This window comes from Holophagaceae bacterium (genome assembly GCA_016720465.1).
Taxonomy (GTDB): domain Bacteria; phylum Acidobacteriota; class Holophagae; order Holophagales; family Holophagaceae; genus JANXPB01.
Genome location: JADKKO010000004.1, coordinates 608,675 through 628,383, shown reverse-complemented (window position 1 = coordinate 628,383; position 19,709 = coordinate 608,675). Strand labels below are relative to the sequence as shown.

Genomic DNA, 19,709 nt, shown 5'->3' with positions numbered 1-19,709 from the left:
GACGTGGGGAGCTTGGCGGCCCGAGCGGAAACCCCCGGGGTGCGCGCGTGCCGGGCTCCGACCGTCTAGAATGGAAGGCGAGGTGTCGATGTCATTGCTGCTCACCGGGAAATTGGACTGCCAGGAAACCTCCCTCCACTACCGCCAGATCATCAGGCAGAACATCAAGAAACTGGGATTTTCGCCCGGACTCGGCGTGATCCTCGGCTGCGACGACATGGGCTGCGTCGTCTACCACAAATGGCTGATGAAGGACTGCGAGGACCTGGGCATCGACGCCAAAGACATCGGGGTGGCCAGCGGCATGGAGCTGGTGAAGACCGTGGCCCGGCTCAACCAGGACGACAAGACCCAGGGCATCTTCATCTTCTATCCCCTGCGCTACGCGGACATCAAGGATGACGAGGTGATGGACCTGGTGGATCCCGAGAAGGACATCGAGGGCCTGCACGCCACGAACATCGGCTACCTGAACAAGTACCGCAAGCGCATGGACGGCACGGACCACCGCTGCATGACGCCATGCACAGCCCGCGCCATGGTGAAGACACTCAAGCGCGGTTTTGGGGATACCTACTTGAGCGGGAAAACGGTGCTCGTCATCAACGACTCCCTGCGCATCGGCCGCCCCCTCACCGCCATGGTGGCGAACCTGAAGGCCACGCCGATCCTCTGCCACCAGAACACGAACCCTCAGCACCTGGAGCGGTTCATCCAACTGGCCGATGTCATCGTCAGCGCGGTGCCGGCGCCGGGGTTCCAGATCCGGACCGAATGGATCAAGGACGGCACGCTGTGCTTCGATCTGAGCGGGCAGGGGAATTTCGATTACGAAGCCCTGGACGCCCGTGGCATCCACTACACCGACACCACCAAGAACAGCATCGGCAAGGTCACCCGCGCCATGGCGCTGCTGAATCTGACCTACGCGGCGGGCGTCGAATGAGCTGTTCATCTGGTTGATTTATTTTTTACATTTTGTCAAATTAATCACAAATATATAAGGTGTTCCATGTGGCGCATGAAGCGTATCAACGACCTGGACAGCCTGCGGGGCCAGCCGACCACGCCGCCCCTGGTCATGATGGAGGCCGTGCAGACCATGGCGGAACGCGGGGAGCCCTGGCTGGTCCTTCAAATCAAGGTGCGGGGGGACCAGGATCCGCTCTGGCTGGCGGACTTCCCGGAGCGGAAAGACGCCTTGTTCTTCAACGGCGAGGAGACCATGAAGGGCCGGTGGGACGAGGCCCGGAACGTCTTCTTCGAAGAGGACGGCCTCACCTGGAACCTGGAAGGCCGGCCGGTCACCGTGAGCGCCATGGAGGATGAGGCCGCCGAGGAGGACGCCGGAATCGAAGAAGAGCGGGCCCGGCGGGGGCGGCTGAGGGGGCTGTGAGCGCAGGGTGGCAACGGACGCCTAAACAATTTCTCTGAATTCAACCCTTCCCCGCCCGATCCGCCAAAGCCGCGTTCCTGCTCACTCTCCAGATGGCGAGCAACTGGTCCAGCAGGGGGCCGAAGTCTTCGAGCGGCATGGCGTTGGGACCGTCGCTGAAGGCCTTTTCGGGACAATCATGGACCTCGAAAAAGAAGCCGTCCACCGCCGTGGCCGCGGCCCGGGCGAGGGTGGGGATCATCTCCCGGGCGCCGCCGGTCTTGTCGCCCAGGGCGCCGGGCTTCTGGACGCTATGGGTCGCGTCGAAGACCACCGGGCAGCCGGTCCTGCGGAGGTGGGGGAAGCTCTGGAAATCCACCACCAGGTTGCCGTAGCCGAAGGTGCTTCCGCGCTCGGTGACCCAGAGATCGCCGTGGCCGTCGACGCTCCGCATCTTGTCCACCGCATTCTTCAAATCCCAGGGCGCCAGGAACTGGCCCTTCTTCAGGTTCACGGTGCGGCCCGTCCTGGCCGCGGCCACCAGCAGGTCCGTCTGCCGGCAGAGAAAGGCCGGAATCTGCAGCACATCCACGGCGTCCGCCACCGGCGCACACTGATGGCTCTCGTGCACGTCCGTGAGCACGGGCACCCCGAGTTTCTGCCGGACTTCCGCGAGGATGTCCAGGCCCTGTTCCATCTCGACGCCGCGGTAGCTGTCCTTGGACGTGCGGTTGGCCTTGTCGAAGCTGCTTTTGTAGATGAAGGGGATGCCCCGCTCCTCGGCGATGTCCCGCAGCTGCGCCGACATGAAATGCGTGTGCTCCCTGGATTCGATGACGCAGGGCCCGGCGATGAGGAAGAAGCTGTTCTCGGTACAGGGCTGGGTGAAGTCCATGGTCGCTCCGGCGTGCTCAGCTCCTAGGGTAGCGCGGGAGCCGGCTGGGCAGACGGCGCCGATTGGGCGCCTGCCGACTGGAATCCTGCCAAGGGCCTGGGTCCCGGTCATGCGCGAGTTAAACGTTTACATTATGTAAATACATAACTTATATTGGTTGCATTTATGTTCATCCGGATCATCTTGGAAATTGGGGGGCAGCCGTGTTCAAACACCCTATGGAAGACGACCTGAACCGCCGCCTGGTGGCGACGCTCCAAGCCGAGGGCCGCATCAGCCACGCGGAGCTGGCGGAACGCCTCGGGGTGAGCCGCCCCACGGTCATCGACCGCGTGAAGCGGCTGGAGGAGAGCGGCATCCTCGAAGGCTACGCCGCCCTGGTGAGCCCCGCCTCGGTGCTGAAACCCGTCGTCGCCTTTGTGGCCGTGCGCTACCGCGCCAACAACGATGAAGCCCTGGAGCTGGCGCTCTGGCAGGCCCTGGAGAAGGAACGGGACGTCCTGGAAGCCCACACCGTGGCGGGCGAAGACTGCCTGCTGCTCAAGGTGGTGGCCGACACGCCCCTAGGCATGAGCGAGCGCCTGCGCAGCATCCGGGCCCTGGGCCCCCAGGTCACGACGCGCACCACCGTGGTGCTCCAGACCCATTTCGAAAAGCCCGGGCCGAGCCCCTTCCCGAACGAAACCCCCGTCAAAAAGGCCAAGCGCAAATGAGCCCCTTGCACCCGCTCATCGCGAACACGCCCGAACCGCCCTACTACGCCGCGATCTTCACGAGCCTGCGGACGGAAGGCGACGAGGGATACGGCCGCATGGCGGACCGCATGGTCGAACTGGCGGCCCAGCAGGCGGGCTTCCTCGGCGTGGAGAGCGTGCGGGAGGCCAGCGGCCTGGGCATCACCGTGAGCTACTGGACAGACGAGGAGGCCATCAAAACCTGGAAGAACCACATCGAACACGCCATGGCCCAGCGTCTCGGGAAAGAAAAATGGTACGCGGCCTTTTCCCTGCGCGTCGCCAAGGTGGAACGCGCCAGCGCCCGCCCCGGCATCAACGAATCGAAGATGTGAAGGAATCACCACAATGCCTCTGCTCGCCTATCTCACCTGCGCCATCGTGTGGGGTTCCACCTATTTCGCCATCGCCCTGGGCCTGGAATCCTTCACGCCCTACGGCATGGTGGCGGCGCGCTTCACGGTGGGCGGGATCCTGGCGCTGGGCCTGGGTTTCCTGCGCCGGGAACCGTCCCTGCGGAAGGAGGACTGGCCCCATCTGCTGCTCGTGGGAGCCCTGCTCCTGGCGGGTTCCAATGCCCTAGTGAGCTGGGCCGAATTGAAGGTCAGCAGCGGAATGGCCGCCATCATCTGCGCCATGGTGCCGGTGTTCCTGGCCCTTTTCAGCGGCGAGCGCATGGGCCCGCGCGCCTGGACCGGCCTGCTGATCGGGCTCGTCGGGGTGGGCGTGCTGGCGAATCCCCTGGCGGGCCGGATCCACCTCGGAGGGGTGGGCGCGCTGCTCTTGGCCACCATGATCTGGTCCTTCGGGACGCTCCACGGAAAGCACCACATCCAGGGCAGCGCCTATCTGAAGCAGGTCGGCGTGCAGATGCTGACCGCGGCTGTCATCGGACATGCGGCCGCGCCTTTGAGCGGCGGCTACCTGCACCACGGCCTCACGCTCAAGGCGGCCTTGGCAGTGGGCTATCTCGCCCTCTTCGGCTCCCTGCTCGCCTTCACCGCCTACATCTACCTGGCGCGCGTCTGGAGCCCCGCCAAGATGGGCACCTACACCTACATCAACCCCGTGGTGGCGCTGCTGCTGGGAAGCCTGTTCCTGCACGAGCCCTTCGGTTTGCGGATGGGCCTGGGACTGATCGTGATCCTGGCGGGCATCGCGCTGGTGCAGTTGAAGCCAGCTCCGCGGATGATGGCGGAATCCAGTTGACCAGGCAACCGCCGCGCCTCACGCCTCGCCGCTCCGCAGCAATTTGAAGGCGGCGAAACCAAGCACCAGCACCACGAGGCCCACCACCCAGGCCAGCCAGGGCCGCGTCTGGTCGCCCTTGTCGAGGATGATGCCAAGGCCATGGGGGTCCGCCTCGGCGGCCATCAACTTCAGCGGATTCCGGCTGTAGACCGCTCGGCTCGGCGGCAAAGCCCCCAAGTTGCCCGGCGCCTGCTTCGCGCGGCCGCCGAAGTGCAGGTAGTAGGGTTTGGAGGCTTCCGCCGGGAAGAGCAGGGCCTCGTGGCGGATCAGCAATTTCACGGATTCGAGCGTCGTGTTTTCCGGCAGTTGGAGGCGCATCCGATCCGAGATGGTGGGGTCCAGCGCCACGCGGGTGGCGCGGGTCTGCAGCGCCGGGAGGTTCCACACAGTGCCGCCGCCCATGGGCCTGAGCGATGGATGCCTCGAGCCGTTCGCGTCCTTTTCTTCCGCATCCACCCTCACGTGGACCGGCGCCACCGGGGCCTTCAGCAGCACGTCCGCCCCCACCACGCGCTCCGCGGCGGGCAGGCTCAAGCGCCAGGATTCGCCAGAAGGAGCCAAGGCTTCCTTCATGCGCTGGGGTTCGACCACTTCGTCGGCGTCCAGTTGTTCGGGCCAGGTGCTCGCGGTGACGCGCAGGCCCCGGAGGCTCGGCGCGTGACCCTGGGTGGGCACCAGGGTCACGCGGTAGCGCTCCGCATCCCAGGGCAGCGTGATCTGCGAGGTGTGGCGGTCGTTGGCAAGGTCGTAGACGAAAAAGGGCGAGGCCCGTTCCAGGGTCAGGTAGCCGCCGTTTTCCATGCGCCGGGAGATGTCCACGCGGGCCACCCAGGGGGATTTGCCTTCGAGGTCCAGATCGAGGCGCAGGTGTTCGCGCTCCCGCACCTGCCAGCCGTTCGGGAAAACCAGCGCGAACTCGGCGGTGGGGTAGCCCTTCGCATCCTTGCCCGCCAGGTAGTGGGCCGTCTCCAGCACCTGCGGCGCCCACAGGCCTTCGCGCTCCAGGAGGAACGGGATGGAATTGCCCTCGGCGTCGCCGATCCACAATCCCTGCCGGTTCCGCTGCGCTTCGCCATCCAGCCGGACCCGGGCCCAGCCATTCTGGGGGGCCAGCTCGAGGGGGCGGCGCTGCACGCGGGAACGGTCCTCAGCAGCGCAGCCGAGCAGCAGCGCAGCTAAGAACACCAAGGCGGTCCTGTTCATGCTGCCTCCCCGGGCCGCCGTTTCATCTTGTTCGCCAGCAAGGCCACGGTCAAAAAGATGCCGCCCACAGCGAGAAAGGCCAGGGCGCGCACGCCGGCGCTGGCCTGGCTCGTATCCACGCCCAGCAATTTGAGGCTCGCGATGGCCAGCCAGACGTAGCCTCCCACGGCGAGGGCGCGCCGCACGCCTTGGTCCTCCGCCGCGAAGCTGCGCAGCCATTGCATCGCGCCGCTGAGCGCCCAGACGAGGGTGACCGCGATGGAGGCGCCCCGGGTTTCCAGATAGCGTCCTCCGTAGTCCGCATAGGTGGGGAGGCCGCTCGCCTGGACCGCATGGACGATGCGCGCGGCTTCCAGGGCCAGCGTCAGGTTCGCCGTGAATTCCAGCGCCAGGAAGGCGAGCACCGCCATGGCCCCCTTGCGCCGCGCCATCAGCAGCCAGGCGGCGGAAACCAGCAGGCCTTCGGCGAAGACGCCGTTGAGCACCGGCATGCCTGAGGCCAGGTTGCCGGAATAGCGGTAGGAGAAGGTGTGCTCCCACACATCCACGCTGCCCACGAGCCACCGGATGGAAGCCAGCACCGCCATGCCGAAGGCCAGGCGCCGCAACGAAGCGATTTCCGATTCCTCCCAATCCTCCATCCCCTCGGCCCGGCCCGCGGCCCAGGCGAGGCCCAGCGCGAAGGCGCCCCACATCGGTCCGACCCATTTCCAGTGCATGGCGATGGGGACCGCCAAGGCCAGATGGCCCGCGGCCAGCACCAGCAGGCCCAGATCCGCCTGTTTTGAACCGAGCCGCGCCCGGAGCGGCTTGACCATGCCGAGGTTCACGGCGGCAAACAGCAGCGCGGGCCCCGCGAACCACTCCGGCGTCCAGGCCAATTTTTTCCACAGCGCCCAGGCCAGGCTCGTCAGGCTGAGGGAAACCAGGAACCAGAGGATCGTCGGCGTGCGGGGCTTCGCCTCCCCCTGGCCCGGAAGCCAGATCCAAAGCGCCGACAGCAGGGCATGGAAGCCCAGCAGCAGGAGCATCGTGAAGGCATCCTCCGGATCCGTGCTCAGCGAGGCCGCCGCCAGCAGGATCCACAGGCCCGTGACGGCCACCCAGCGCGCCACGCCCCACCGGGCGCCGACCTTGGCGAGGTAGGGCACGGCGAGGGCGGCGGCCATGAGCACCCCCAGGTAGAGGGTGAGCGCCACCTCGTGGTGGCCCCCCTCGCTGAAGGCGATGGGCGCCCAGAAGGCGATGATCAATGTCACCACGAGGGCGCCGCCGGATTCCGCCTTGGCCGCGAGGCCCCCGCCGAACATGATCGCGAGGCCGATGCCTGCGAATCCGAGGCTTGAGGAAAGCAACTTGGGATCGGTGCTGGTGCCGTAGTAGAGCGTGAGCAGCAAGGTGCCGAGACCCGCCGCCAGCACGCAGACGCCCAGCTTGCGGGTGCCCTTCACGATCATCATCGCGGCGCCGAAGGTCATGGCGCTGCCCGCCGCCAATCCGAGGAGCAGCCGCGGTCCTGGACCCAGATAGCCCTGCTGGATGGTCCACCCCAGGAAGAAGATCACGCCCAGCAGGAGGATGCCCGCGCCGATGCCACCGATCCAGAGCATCGGATTGGTTTCGGTGGGAGGCTTCGGCAGCCTCGGCGGCCTGGGGGGCGGACCGGGGCGCGGCACGGGCCGCGGCGGAGCGCCCACGGCGGCAGGCGCGGCCAGGGCCGCCGCTTGCGCCTGGGCCGTGAGCCAGGCCACCTGGTCTTCGAGCTTCTTCACGCGCTCTGCAAGGTCGGAGCCGTCAGGTTGGTCAGTCATCGGTTGCTCCGGGATCGTGGAGACATCATCCCAGATCCGCCATCAGAATGGCACGCACTGGCGATGCGTCGGCGCCCTCCAGCTTCAAGGGCAGGGCGATGAGCGTGTAGAGCCCGGGATCCACCTGGTCCAGCACGAGGCCTTCCAGATTGCGCATGCCCGTGCGGGCCAGGGCGGCGTGGCTTTCCAGGGCGGTCGAATCAAAGGGATCCACCGACGGCGTATCAAGGCCCACCAATACGCAGCCTTGGCCATGGAGGCGCTCGATCAGCTCCGGCGAGAGGCTGTTGAAATCCGTGTTGAAACGGCTGGGATCGGGAAAGGACTGTGTGCGGAAGAGCACGCGCGGCGCGAGGATCTCGCCGATGTCCCCTGGCAGGATGCGAGCTCCCCGCGGCAGGGAGACCCGCACCACCTGGCAAGGGCCGAGGTAGGGGGGAAGCTCGACATCAGAGATGCCCAGCCCATCGCGGAGGTAATGGGAGGGCGCATCCGCGTGGGCGCCCAGGTGCAGCGTGGCGGCGATGGAACTGAGATCCAGGTTGTCGCCCCGCGCCATGGCGCTGCCCACCGCCCGGGAAAACGGAACGTCTCCGGGCCACACGGCGATGCGTTCCGAAATGAGAGGCGAGATATCCAGGATGCGCACTAGGCCTCTCCTCCGGCTGAACCCATTCCTTTGGCCATTGGCCGCTCGTCCATGAGCCTGGTTTCATCGCCATCAGGAATGTAGGTCAAGCCCTCGTTGGAAGGTGGCCTATGTCCCGAGGACGTGAATCCCGATGATGGTGTGTCTTCAAGGTTTTCAGGCCAGCCCTTGCGGTCCAGCCGCACGAGAAGCAGGCGTTTCGCCATTTGCTCCGCCCAGGCCAGGACGCTGTCGGGCCGCTGCCAAGGATGCTTGGCCAGGGCCTGGTCGAAGGCCGCGCAAATTTTCGGCGGCAGGCCGGGAACCAGGTCCCGCAATGGTTTTGGCGCCTTGTGGGCCACTTCCACCAGGATGTCCGGCAGCGATTTGGATTGCACCAGGCGTTGCCCGGCGAGCGCCTCGTAGCCCACCACCGCGAGCGCGTAGAGGTCGCTCCGCGCATCCATCGGTTCGTCCCGGATCTGCTCCGGCGACATGTACAGCGGCGTGCCGATGACCACGCCCGTTTGGGTGAGGGTGCTGTCCACCGCCATTTCCTTGGCCAGGCCGAAATCCAGCAGTTTGAAACGCAGGCCATCGGGCGAGGCCGCGGCGAAGATGTTGTCGGGCTTGATATCCCGGTGGATCAGCCCGGACTTGTGGGCCGCGTCCAGCGCGTCGGCGCACTGCAGCAGCATGCTCCCTACTTGAGCCGGCGTGCCGGGACCGAAGGTGTCCAGCAGGCTGCGCAGGGTCGCGCCCTTCAGCCTCTCCATGACCAGGTAGATGGTGCCGTCCTCCAGTTCGCCGCTGTCGTAGATGGCGATGACGCCCGGGTGGTGGATCTGCGCCAGGGCCCGGGCCTCCTGTTCGAACCGGATGCGTTTTTCGGGGCTGTTGAAATGCTCGGGCTTGATGGCTTTGAGGGCCACCCGCCTCTGCAGCCGCTCATCTTCCACCTCGAAGACCAGGCCCATGGCTCCTTCGCCGAGCAACCGGGTCAGGCGGTAGCGCGAAGCGATCCGGTAGGGGAAGATGCGCGTGGAATCCAGCACCGAGCCGTCCGCGGCGCAGATGGTCAGGTTGTGGTCGAAGCAGCGCCGGCATTGGGGACAGACCTGGAGCAGCCCCGACCCCTGCTCCAGGAGCGCCTGCCTCGTGGCGGTCCTGCGCTGGGTGGCCGCCTCCACCTCCGAGCGCATCCGCGATAATTCCAGCGCCCCGCCCAACTGGTTGGCGAAGGTCTCGAGCAGCCGCTTTTCCGGTTCGCTCCAGGGGCCCTGCTTGCCTCTCACCATCACCGCCGCGCGGAGATCCCCGCTCATGCCTGACACAGGCAGGACCACTTCCCGGCCTTCCGGGAATGCGGGCGGCTGGTGGAGCCCCAGTTCAAGCGTCCGGAGATCCGGCGCCTCGCCCGTGTGGACCGTCAGCTTCGAAAGTCCGCCGTCTTCCATCCGCCAAACCTCGACGGAGGCAGCATCCAGCGATTGCGCGAGCTCATTGGCCATGGCCTCGGACCAGGCGCCCGGATCGCGCATGGCCTGGCGCGAGCTTTCGGTGAGGCGGTGCACGCGCGCCTGGGCATCCTCCAGTTCCGCGGTGCGGTCCAGGACGCGTTGCTCCAGGGTGCGGTTCAGGGCTTCGGTCTCCGCGTGGGCGCGGGCATAGCGGTTGGAAACGGATACGGCCATGCTGCCGAGGAAGGCCATGAATCCCACGGAAAGGGTGCCGACATAGGGCCACCAGCCCACCCAGTAGGCCAGTTCATAGAGTCCGCCGAGGATGACCATCGCCATGCCGAACGCGATGGTGCGGGCCTCCGCGCGGCCTTTCCAGGCGCCTTGCGCCACGAGCCACGCGCCCAGCAGCAGGCCGGGCAGGCCCCAGTAGGGCCCGATGGTCCGGATGACCTGGAGGGCCAGGTCCACCGGCAGGAAAAGCGCCAGGGCCGGGATGATGAAGGAGGCCTGGTAGACCCGCAGCCAGCGCGGAATGGGGTGGCCCAGGAAGGGCCAGAGGAATTCGATGAAGGGCGGGCTGCTGCTGAGCAGGAAGAACCAGGAGGCCCAGAAGGTGATGCGGGGATGGCCGAAGGGGCCGATGGCCCAATCCGTCAGGGCGCTTTCCCGCAGGCCCATGGAAATGGCCACCAGGCCGAACCAAAGGTAGTAGCGGGCATCCTTCCGCCTCGAGAATAGCTGCAGGTGGAAGAGGCCCATCATTACGAAGCTGATCATCAGCACCCAGTGGCTGAGGTCTGCGCGCGCGGAGGCGGCCTCCGCAAGGGCATTGGTCTGGGCCGCAAAGGCCTGCACCAGCGCCGAAGGGCCGACCCAGACCACCCGGCCCAGAGCCGTTCCGCGGCCGCCCTCCATTTCCGCGTACTCCGGCGGCAAGTCGGTGCGGATGGCCAGGCTGAGGGTATTCCCCGCAGGCGCCAGCGGTATGGCGAAGGCTTTCAGGTCTGAAACAGGAGGCCCTTCGGGAGGCGGTCCCAGACTGCCGGAACTGCCCACCAAACGGCCGTCCGCGTAGACCTCGGCGCTCGCGAAGGCCCGGCCGAAAGCCAGCCCCCATTCCTGCCCCCTCGCCCCCCGGGGCAGCTGGACCCGGCGGCGGAACCACACGGGCCCCGAAGGTGTGGGGCTCCGCACTTTCCGCAGGCTCGGTAGCTCGATCCACCCCTGGTCGTTCAAGTCGGGCCGGGCCCAGGCGGCATCATCGCCCGCGTGGTAGCGCCATCCCGCATCCAGGGCTTCGATGCCCGGCGGGGGATGGTCGAAGGCGTCTGGGCCCTCAGCGGAGGCACCCCCGACAGCACCGCCAGCAGGGGGAGGAAAATCCCCCACGCGCGGAAGCTGCGGAGCGTGCGGACGAACAGCATGGAGGATCCGAGAAGAAGGTCCAGTGTGGCAGAGCGGTAGGCCGCACGGGACAGCCGCATGGCCCGCAGGGCCCAGGTGTGCCACCTTGGAACCATGGATGCGCCGCTGCTCCTCGCCCTCGCCCGCCACCGGCTGGCCCTGGGCGCATCCGTGGACGCGGTGCATGTGTCGCACCGGGCCCTGCTGATGGTCTTCAGCCCATCCAAAGGTTCCGGACGCGGGTGGACCTGGGTCTTCCTGCTGCACCCGGGGCCCCGGCTGTGGCTCGTGCGGGAGGGCGACGAGGCCTGCCGGATTCTCAAAGCCGAAGCCAAGGTGGAGCTGTCCCGGCGCTGGGGTCTGGAATTGAAAGGCGCGCGGCTCGAAGCCGTCCATGGCGATCCCCGGGAGCGGTGGCTGGGACTGGATTTCCGGCGGCGCGTGCTCACCGGCCGCATCGAGGGCATGCGCCTTGCCTTTCAGGCCATCCCCGGCCGCGCCGGGCTCCGGCTCGATGGGTTGGATCTGAATGCGGTCCGGATCGGCATGGGCTCGCCGTTTCCGGCCGTGGCGCCCGTGCCCGACCACGATCCTCCGCCCCTGCTGAGGTGGAAGGACGCCTTCCCGGACCGCCTGGAGTTGGCCCTCTCGGGCGCCCTGGATGAAATTCTCGATGGCGAAGGCGATCTGGCGGCGCGCCACCACGCCTGGTCCCTGGCCCAGGCGGAACACCTGCTGCTGAATCCTGCGAAGGTCGCCGTGGACCGCCGGCTTGTGTCGGAGCGAGCCCGGCTTGATCGGCTGGGCGAGGCACTGAAACGGGACCTTGAACGCCATCGGGCTTCCCTCGGATCCAAGTCCAAAGCCTCCCGCCTCTCGGCCGAGCTGTATCGCTTGAAGGGCGCTCCGGGGCACGTGGAGCTGCTGGACGGCAGTACGCTGGACCTGCCTCCTGGATTGAACGCCGAAGCCGCTGCCCAGCGGTGGTACTCCGCGGCCAAGCGCGCGGAACGTGGACTGGCAAAGGTCGCGCAACTGGAAGCCGAGCGGCTGCGACAATTGAAGGCCCTCGATCTAGGCGCAGCGCCTCCAACCGAAAAACCCAAAAACAAGACGCCCATGAATCAACTACCCAAACGCGAGGACAAGCAGCCGAACCGGCGCGCCGACGGCAAAGGCCTGGCCTTCCGCTCCGTGGTCATCGACGGATTCGAAGTGCTCATCGGCAAAGGCGATGCGGACAACGACCGCCTCACCTTCAAGGTCGCAGCGCCTTTGGACTGGTGGTTGCATGTGGCAGGCGTGCCCGGCAGCCACGTCATCATCCGTAATCCCGACAAGCTGGGCGATGCCCCCCGGGAGGTGTTGGAGCGGGCCGCGGAACTGGCGGCCTTCCATAGCAAGGCCAGGGACGGCGGCAAGGTGGAAGTGCACCTCTGCCGCGTAGCCGATGTGAGCAAACCCCGGGGTTTCGAGCCGGGAAAGGTGATGCTCAAGCAGTGGAAGGCGCTGCGCGTATATCCAAAAGCGTGAGGCGGGGCGGAGGGCTGTAGGCCCAAGTCCCAAGTCTCAAGTCTCAATATGGAGGCGGCCTTTGGCCGCATTCAATTGTGGTACGCCGAGGCGCCTCAAAATGACTTGAGACTTAGGACTTGAGACTAGATCTTGAAACCCGGAGCCGGATGCCGTCACCGGCTCATGGTCAGCGTGTAGGGTGTGACGCTGCTGGAACTGGCGTAGCGGTTCACGCGGATCGTGATGACCTTCGACGCGGTCGCATTGGTGTTCTTGTAGCTCACGTGCTCGGTGGTGCTGCTGCCAGTGGAGGACGCCAGCTGCGTGCCGGTGCTGCTCAGCAGGTACAGATCGTAGTCCTGGGCGGATGCCGTGGGACCGGTCATGTCCACGATGAGCGTGCGGCCCGCCAGCAAGGTGACGTTGAAGTAGTCGTTGTTGTCGGTCGTGGATGGGAAGTAGCCGACGATCTTCGTGATGGTGGCACCCACTGCGTTGGCGGTGGCCTGGGTGTTGTTGGCCTCCACTTCATTAAAGGTGGTGGATACGGAATTGTTGATGGTGAAGCTCACGGCCGTGCTCGTGCCGATGTTGCTGGCGGCGTCATAGGCCTTGGCTGTCAGCGAATGCGCTGCGTTGGTCAACGTGGTGGAGTCCAGGGTCATGGAATAGGGCGATGCGGTGTCCGTGCCCTTCAGTACGCCATCCACGTAGAACTCGACCTTCGTGACGCCGACATTGTCCGTGGCCGTGGCATTGAAGGTGATGGTGCCGCTGGTGCCGGTCTCGGTTGCGCTGACGGTGGGAGCCTGGGTATCGGGCACGGCATTGCTGATGGTGAAGCTCACGGCCGTACTCGTGCCGATGTTGCTGGCGGCGTCATAGGCCTTGGCGGTGAGCGAATGTGCTGCGTTGGTCAACGTGGTGGAGTCCAGGGTCATGGAATAGGGCGATGCGGTGTCCGTGCCCTTCAGCACGCCATCCACGTAGAACTCGACCTTCGTGACGCCGACATTGTCCGTGGCCGTGGCATTGAAGGTGATCGTGCCGCTGGTGCCGGTCTCGGTGGCGCTGACGGTGGGAGCCTGGGTATCGGGCACGGCATTGCTGATGGTGAAGCTCACGGCCGTGCTCGTGCCGATGTTGCTGGCGGCGTCATAGGCCTTGGCGGTCAGCGAATGCGCTGCGTTGGTCAAGGTGGTGGAGTCCAGCGTCATGGAATAGGGCGATGCGGTGTCCGTGCCCTTCAGCACGCCATCCACGTAGAACTCGACCTTTGTGACGCCGACGTTATCCGTAGCGGTGGCATTGAAGGTGATCGTGCCGCTGGTGCCGATCTCGGTGGCGCTGACGGTGGGAGCCTGGGTGTCCGCAGGGGCGGATCCGAAGATGTGGGTGCCCAGCCGTTCGGTGGTCCCGGTGGCGGCGCCGTTCACGGCGGCCAGCGTCAACGGGGTCCATTCCGCAGGCGTGTAGGTCGGGTTTCCACCGCCGACCGTGGCGATCCGCGCGAAGGACTTGTCCGTGCCCCAGGCCGTGCCATTCCCCACGACATCCAGGCGGTCCGCCCAGGCGGCGGTGCCGTTGCTGGCGCTCAAAATCACCAGGTCGTCCCCGTTGAAATTGATGACGCCGCTGGCGGTTCCTGTGGCATAGGTGGGATTGGCCGAGGCGCTGTTCTTGAAGAGTAGGCTGGCGCCCGGCGCCAGGCTGCCCGTGAGGGCGAGGGAGCTGCTGGGAGCGAGGCCGGAAGGCGCGTCCGCGGCGGTGTTCGCGTAAAGGGCCAGGTAACGGGCCGGCGAGGCCAGGTTCATCACGGCGCTACCGACATTGGTGATCTCGATCCACTTGTCGTTGCTCAGGCCCTCGTAGTACTGGCTGATGAGGAGGCTGCCGGCGCCGCCCGCGGGATTCACGGTGAGCGTGAACGAGGCGCTGGCGGCGAGGCCGCCGCCATCCGTCACGGTCACGGTGACCACGGCTGTGCCGCTCTGGCCGGCCGCGGGAGTCAGGGTCAAGGTGCGGGCCGAACCCGTTCCGCCGAAGGTGATATTCGCGTTTGGAAGCAGTGCCGCATTGGAGGAGCTGCCCGCCACGGACAAGGAGGTGGCGGCGGTTTCCGCGTCGCCGATGGTGAACGAAATGGGCGCCGTCGGTGTGTCCTGCGCGGTGGCCTGGTTTCCGATGGCGGAAATGGTCGGCGCGGTGTTCGCCCCGGCGGCCGGGTTCACGGTGATCACGCGGGTCGCGGTCCCCGTGGCTGTTCCGTCGTTGGCGGTGAAGGTCACCGTGCTGGCGGCCGGACTCGCGCCGCTGTTGGTGAAGGTGTGGCTGGCCGCCGCTCCTGCGGCGGTGCCGCCATCGCCGAAGTTCCATGAATAGGTGAGCGGGTTTCCCGCGCTGCTGGTGGCGCTGCCCGCGAAATTCACCGCGGTGCCCGAGGCGACCGTCAGATTGCCCGTGGGGCTGGAGATGGTGGCCGTGACGGTGTTGGCGGGGGTTCCGCCCTGGGTCACCCACACTGGTGCCGACCACATCAGGTCGCCGTTGTCCTGGGTGATCTTGGCGTAATAGAAATGTTCGCCATTGGCCGGAGTGATGGTGGTGACCGCCGTGTTGGAGGTCTGGCTCACGGCGACGCCGCTGCCCGGGACGCCTTCGAAGATCTGCACCTGGGAGACCGTGTGGCCGTTGGCGCTGGAATAGTTCGCGGTCAGGGTCAGGGAGCCGCTGTTGACGAACCGCTCGCCCATGACATGGCCATTGGCCGTGAGGATGAGCTGCGCGTTCTTGTCCATGGTGGCGTAGACGCGCCGGGCCTTGACCGCATCCATGAAGCTCGCCATGGTGAGGGGCGTCCCGGTGGGAATCAACACGCCCGTCCGGTTGGTGGAGCTGGCGCCCCAGTTGGCGCAGTGGTTGTCCTGGTCGGTGCTGGGCGCCAGATGGTAGCCGTAGGCCAGGAGCGCGTTGAAGGTCTGCTCCCAACTGCTGTGGCCGGTCTCGGTTTCGGTGAGGTTGGTGGAGAAGGCCGAAGTGTTGAGCACTTCGCAGAGGGCCATGGCCTCGTCGCCATCAGCCGTGTAGCCCAGGGCCGTTCCGCCCACGATGAACTGGCTTGAGAGCGAAGGATGGTTGAACTGGCCCACCCAGCCCTTGGTCCTCATCAGCGTGTAGAGCCCCGCATAGTCGTTCTTGGGCGTGTTGTAGTCGCCGATGAGCTGGCCGGAGCCATTGGACTCCCAGTTGAGGACGCCATCCGCGTTCAGGATGTTCAAATGGCCGCCATTGCTGATGACGCCCCATTCCAGGCCGTAGATGCCCAGGAAGCCGGGGTTCGCGGCATTGAAGGTGGATGCGGCGGACAAACCGGACTGGTACAGGTTGTGGGCCGTGAGGGGATCTGCGGCGGTGTTGGTGCCCGTGGAGCCGTCGTACATGTGGTTGTGCTCGGAGCACATCAGCACGTCCAGGCCCTGGTTCAAGGCGAACTGGAAGGCCTGGGCGGGTCCATAGGTGCCGCTCTGGGGGGCATGCGCGCCCGAGCAGGTGCTGATCTCGCCGCCGCCGTCGCTGTGGTTGGTCTGGCTATGCAGATTGCCGAAATAGATGGTGTAGGGCAGGCCGCCCAGCGCGGGCCGCGATGCCTCGAACGGCGCGCCCTGCTTCGAGGCCGCGGCCAAGGCTGTGTCTCCGGCGGCGCTCACGGGCAGGGCCCGGAAGGCCGGCATGGAGGGCCGCGCGGGCCTGCCGACCTGGATGTCGAAGGTCTGGTCTTCCACATTCTCGCTGGCGTTGGCCAAGTGGTGCTCGACCCGGCTGGCCTGGTCGGGCTGCAAGGCCTTGCGGAATTCCAGCTGGGTCATCGAGCTCGCCATCATGCGCACTTTGTAGTGCCCGGCCGGAAGGACGCGGCCGCGGCGGTCCAGGCCATCCCAGGGCACGCGGACGGTCGCCTTGGCATTCGCCATGGGCGCCTCGCCCCGCCATGCGCGGAGGATGATGCCGCGGCTGTCCGTCAGCTCCACGCGCCACGCGGCCACCGCCAGGTCTTCCGCATCCGGGAAGCTGAAGTGCAGCGTGAACACCCGCGCGTCGCCGCCCTGGTCCCCCACGAAAGGCACCTTCAGCAGGGCCTCGAATTCGCTATGGTCGGGATGGGGGATCCTCGCGCCTTTCACAGGCGCCGGCGATTGCGCCGGGAGCGCCGAACCGATGAGCAGCGTGGCCAGAAGAGAGAGACAGGAACGGTGCATTCGCATGGGACCTCTGCAGTCGGATTCATTCAAGAATCAGGGGTCCGATGGAATGCCGGTGGTTAATTTTTGTTAATTTTCAGTATCGCGGTTCATTTACAAGGGACTATCGGATCCGTCATTCCGCCAAATATTGAGTTTTAAAAACGAGGAGGGGTTCTATCCCCTCCTCGTTTTATGGAAATTCGGCTTGGATCAGAATTTCAATCCGAGGCTGAACAGGAGCGTCCGGGCAGCAACGTAATTGTTGATGCTGGTGGGATGGCCGAAGAGCGAGCCGGTGGAAAGGACGCCGGTGGTGTTGCTGTAGCTCACGGTCGTGTTCCAGCTCACCTGTTCCTGGCGGTTGAAGACGTTGGTGATGTCGGCCCGCACAAACACCTTGTACCGCTTGGTGAAGTCATAACCGAACGTGGCGGTGTAATCGACATTGTAGTTGTCGTTGAACCGATTGGTGTTCCGGACGCCACCGAAAATGACGGATAAGGTCTTGTCCCCAGGGGTGACATAGCTCGGAGCCGCGGAATTCGAGCGGCTGTAGGTCAACTGGTAGGGCGCGCCGCTGTTGAACTGGACGCGGAACCCGTTGTCAAGATAGAACTTGTTCCAGGTGAACTTGCGGGTGGCGAACAGCTTCACCACCAAGGTCCTATCCGAAGACAGCAGCCCCTCTGCGTTATTGGTGTTGTAGGTAGGCGCGTAAGTCCCGGAAGTCAAAACATTGAAAGACCCGCCCTGGCCGGTCTGGTCGATGTTGCCGAACAGGCGGGAGAGGGTCGCGTTCGCGTAGATGTAGTACTTCTCGCCGGTGTACTCGCTGCTCAACAACAGGCCGGAATAGCGGCGCTTGGCGTTGGCGGCGTTCTCGAGCAGCCTCACGCGGATGTTGGTGGTTGGTTCGTAGTAGGTTCTCGTGGCCAATTGATCATGGAATTCCTTGTAGACGCCGACCGCCTGGAAGGAGAGGCGCGACGAGGCGGCATGCTTCAACACCAGGGTCGTTTCATCGGTGCGGGGTCCCTTCAAGTCGCTGGAGAAGCGAAGACCCGGATCACTGGTTGGATTGTAGGTATAGACCGAGGTGGAGCTGAAGCTCGAGCGCAGATGCGGGTCACCGCTGACGTACATGTAATCGTCGTAGCCTTGGGCCAACTTGTTCTGCGCATCCAGGCCGTCCTGGATGGGGCTGTAGAAATAGCGTCCGAAAGTCACGCCAAAGGTGGTGGTGCCATCGCCCGTGGGGTCATAGGTCACACCTAGCCTGGGCGCGATGTTCGAGTAGCTCCAGATGTTCTGGCCAATGTCGTTGTTGCCGGTGAGCGATTCCCGGCGCAGGCCGATATTGAGACCCCAATGTTTGTTCACCGCCCAGCGATCATTGATATAGAAAGCGGTGTACTTGTTCTCGGTTTTGCTCTCGAGGAGGGGGGTCCAGACTTCCAGATAGTCAGCTTCCGGATCCATGTTGTAGTTCAAACCATTGGGGCCTTGAACTGCGACATTCCCCGTGAAGCCGCTGAAGTACACATCCTGGTTACCGATACTGCCGAACTTGTTCTTGCTGTCGGTCTTCTGGTAGTCGACACCGAAACGGACTTCGTGGGAGCCCATCCACTGGGGGAACCAGGTGAGGGATAAATTGCCCTGGGTCCTGGGCCGCTTGGTGTAACCCTCGAAGGGACCGTTCTCATATTGGCGGTAGCCGTTAGCCTGATCATAGAAGGCGTGCTTGCTGCCGCCTTCGCCCTTCACGGTGAGTTCGCTCGTCTGCTGGGCCAGTTTGCCTTCAAGGGTGAGCGTCGGGCTCAGGATGCCCCGATAGGTGAGCGAATTGAAACTTCCGCCCTGGGTCTGGATGGTGGTCGTGTCGAGGAAGGTGGTGGAGCCGTAGTTGACCCGGTTGATGATGGCCGGATCCTGGGTCCTCTGGAACGCAACGGTGTGGTCGTTGTTGATGGCCCAGGTCACTTTCGCCGAGTACCAGAAAGGATCAGCCTTGAAGGTGCGGTCGAAGGGGATGCCGCCACCGCCCAAGGGACCGGGGGTGGTGGCCTGCAGGGCACTGGTCGAGGGGATCTGGAACGAGGCGAAGTACCAGAGCCGATCCTTGAAGATGGGTCCGCCGATGGTGATATAGGGCGTCTTCACCAGATTGCTTTCTGGCTTTTTTGTCGAATTGTCATTGTCAACAAACTGCCCCGACACCAATTTCTGCCCTGCGGGGGTCAAAGCGTTCCACGCGATATTGTTGAAGTTGTATCGGAGGATTCCCTCAAAGGTGTTGGTGCCCGACTTCGTCACGACGTTCGACACGGCCCCGTTGAAACGGCCAAATTCAGCGCTGATGCCCGTCGTGAGAACCTGGACTTCCTGGATGGAATCTTCAGCGAGGTTCAGGCCGAAGGTACCAGTTGTGGGATCGGTCGTATCCACACCATCGATGAGGTAGATGTTCTCGCTTGATTGGCCGCCCAGCACGTTGGGATTGGCTCCGCCCGTGACGCCAGGGGTGAGCTGCATGGCACCCTGGTAAGTGCGGCCTACCGGCAGACGATCCACAAGTTCCTTGGTGACCGTAGCATTGCCCGTGGTGGTGCCCTGTTCGATGGTGGTCGCGCTTGCGGTCACCTCGATCACCTGGGTTCCAATCTTGCCCATGGGGATGTTCAAGGTGGTGGCAAGGTTCACGGAAGCGGTGAGATCGACGCGGACAGTGTTGTAGCCATCGAGTTCCGCCGTCAGGGAATAGCGGCCAGGAGGCAACAATAGGAAACGGTAGTCGCCTTTGGCATTCGTGGTGGTGGTCCGGACGCCCTGCAGGTTTTCCCCCCGCATCTGGAGTTTTACTCCCGCAAGGACAGCCCCGCTTGGGTCCTTGACGGTGCCCGCTACCGTGCCTGTCTGGGCTCCATCAGCCAAAAGGATGGATCCACTGAGTGCCAGTAGCGCGGCTACTCGGCCAAGATTAAGGGAATTCCTAAGCATTTATGCCTCCAGGAAGGGTTGGGTGGGAGAAAGGCGAGCAGGGAATGAACGGAATTTCATAAGTGCTTTAATTGCAACATCAACAATTATACATGTCGATCGGATATGCCTCGTTTCAAAAGGAGAGAAAGAAATGTTTGTGAGATCTTTTCACGAAGAATTCACCTGGGCAAGTTTTTTTTATTCCCT

General features: G+C 64.7%; 13 protein-coding genes and 2 pseudogenes. 6 read left to right on the top strand and 9 right to left on the bottom strand.

Going from position 1 to position 19,709, the window contains the following annotated elements; all coding sequences use genetic code 11:
• Positions 1–82: 82 nt before the first annotated feature.
• On the top strand, positions 83–946 hold the full coding sequence (locus IPQ13_10070) for a bifunctional 5,10-methylenetetrahydrofolate dehydrogenase/5,10-methenyltetrahydrofolate cyclohydrolase (protein ID MBL0211238.1): 864 nt from the start codon (positions 83–85) through the stop codon (positions 944–946).
• Positions 947–1,021: 75 nt separating this feature from the next.
• Complete coding sequence (locus IPQ13_10065) at positions 1,022–1,396, top strand: hypothetical protein (GenBank protein ID MBL0211237.1); 375 nt, start codon at positions 1,022–1,024, stop codon at positions 1,394–1,396.
• Between the two features lie 40 nt (positions 1,397–1,436).
• Here IPQ13_10065 and kdsA read toward each other — a convergent pair whose 3' ends face one another.
• Entirely contained in the window at positions 1,437–2,270 is an 834-nt protein-coding gene (gene kdsA, locus IPQ13_10060) for a 3-deoxy-8-phosphooctulonate synthase (GenBank protein MBL0211236.1), read from the bottom strand.
• Between the two features lie 203 nt (positions 2,271–2,473).
• Between kdsA and IPQ13_10055 the strand changes: the two genes are divergently transcribed.
• The 3 genes from IPQ13_10055 to IPQ13_10045 are packed head-to-tail and all read left to right on the top strand — an operon-like array spanning position 2,474 to position 4,213.
• A complete protein-coding gene (locus tag IPQ13_10055) occupies positions 2,474–2,983 on the top strand; it encodes an Lrp/AsnC family transcriptional regulator (GenBank protein MBL0211235.1) in 510 nt (169 codons plus the stop codon).
• The gene (locus IPQ13_10050; protein MBL0211234.1) at positions 2,980–3,339 is read left to right on the top strand and encodes an antibiotic biosynthesis monooxygenase; all 360 of its coding nucleotides are present in this window, start codon (positions 2,980–2,982) and stop codon (positions 3,337–3,339) included. Before IPQ13_10055 ends, IPQ13_10050 begins: the two co-directional genes overlap by 4 nt.
• A gap of 13 nt (positions 3,340–3,352) precedes the next feature.
• Entirely contained in the window at positions 3,353–4,213 is an 861-nt protein-coding gene (locus IPQ13_10045) for an EamA family transporter (protein ID MBL0211233.1), read from the top strand.
• Positions 4,214–4,231: 18 nt separating this feature from the next.
• Here IPQ13_10045 and IPQ13_10040 read toward each other — a convergent pair whose 3' ends face one another.
• The 4 genes from IPQ13_10040 to IPQ13_10025 are packed head-to-tail and all read right to left on the bottom strand — an operon-like array spanning position 4,232 to position 10,749.
• Positions 4,232–5,458 (bottom strand): DUF3999 family protein, encoded by a 1,227-nt coding sequence (locus IPQ13_10040; protein ID MBL0211232.1) that lies wholly within the window; start codon positions 5,456–5,458, stop codon positions 4,232–4,234.
• Positions 5,455–7,269 carry a DUF2339 domain-containing protein gene (locus tag IPQ13_10035; protein ID MBL0211231.1) on the bottom strand — a complete coding sequence of 605 codons (1,815 nt, stop codon included), beginning with the start codon at positions 7,267–7,269 and terminating at the stop codon, positions 5,455–5,457. Before IPQ13_10035 ends, IPQ13_10040 begins: the two co-directional genes overlap by 4 nt.
• Positions 7,270–7,294: 25 nt before the next feature.
• Entirely contained in the window at positions 7,295–7,918 is a 624-nt protein-coding gene (locus IPQ13_10030; GenBank protein ID MBL0211230.1) for a cyclase family protein, read from the bottom strand.
• Positions 7,918–10,749 carry a protein kinase gene (locus IPQ13_10025; GenBank protein ID MBL0211229.1) on the bottom strand — a complete coding sequence of 944 codons (2,832 nt, stop codon included), beginning with the start codon at positions 10,747–10,749 and terminating at the stop codon, positions 7,918–7,920. The genes IPQ13_10030 and IPQ13_10025 overlap by 1 nt, the downstream gene beginning before the upstream one ends.
• 93 nt (positions 10,750–10,842) lie before the next feature.
• Here IPQ13_10025 and IPQ13_10020 point away from each other — a divergent pair, with 93 nt between their 5' ends.
• Positions 10,843–12,297 (top strand): DUF814 domain-containing protein, encoded by a 1,455-nt coding sequence (locus tag IPQ13_10020; protein ID MBL0211228.1) that lies wholly within the window; start codon positions 10,843–10,845, stop codon positions 12,295–12,297.
• A gap of 155 nt (positions 12,298–12,452) precedes the next feature.
• Here IPQ13_10020 and IPQ13_10015 read toward each other — a convergent pair whose 3' ends face one another.
• The 4 genes and pseudogenes from IPQ13_10015 to IPQ13_10000 form a co-directional block, all read right to left on the bottom strand.
• Positions 12,453–14,093, bottom strand: coding sequence for a pre-peptidase C-terminal domain-containing protein (locus IPQ13_10015; protein ID MBL0211227.1), 1,641 nt, complete (start codon positions 14,091–14,093; stop codon positions 12,453–12,455).
• Between the two features lie 132 nt (positions 14,094–14,225).
• Positions 14,226–14,567, bottom strand: a pseudogene (locus IPQ13_10010) (hypothetical protein).
• Between the two features lie 150 nt (positions 14,568–14,717).
• Positions 14,718–16,535: pseudogene (locus IPQ13_10005) on the bottom strand (CehA/McbA family metallohydrolase).
• Between the two features lie 195 nt (positions 16,536–16,730).
• The gene (locus tag IPQ13_10000; protein ID MBL0211226.1) at positions 16,731–19,454 is read right to left on the bottom strand and encodes a TonB-dependent receptor; all 2,724 of its coding nucleotides are present in this window, start codon (positions 19,452–19,454) and stop codon (positions 16,731–16,733) included.
• Positions 19,455–19,709: the final 255 nt, after the last annotated feature.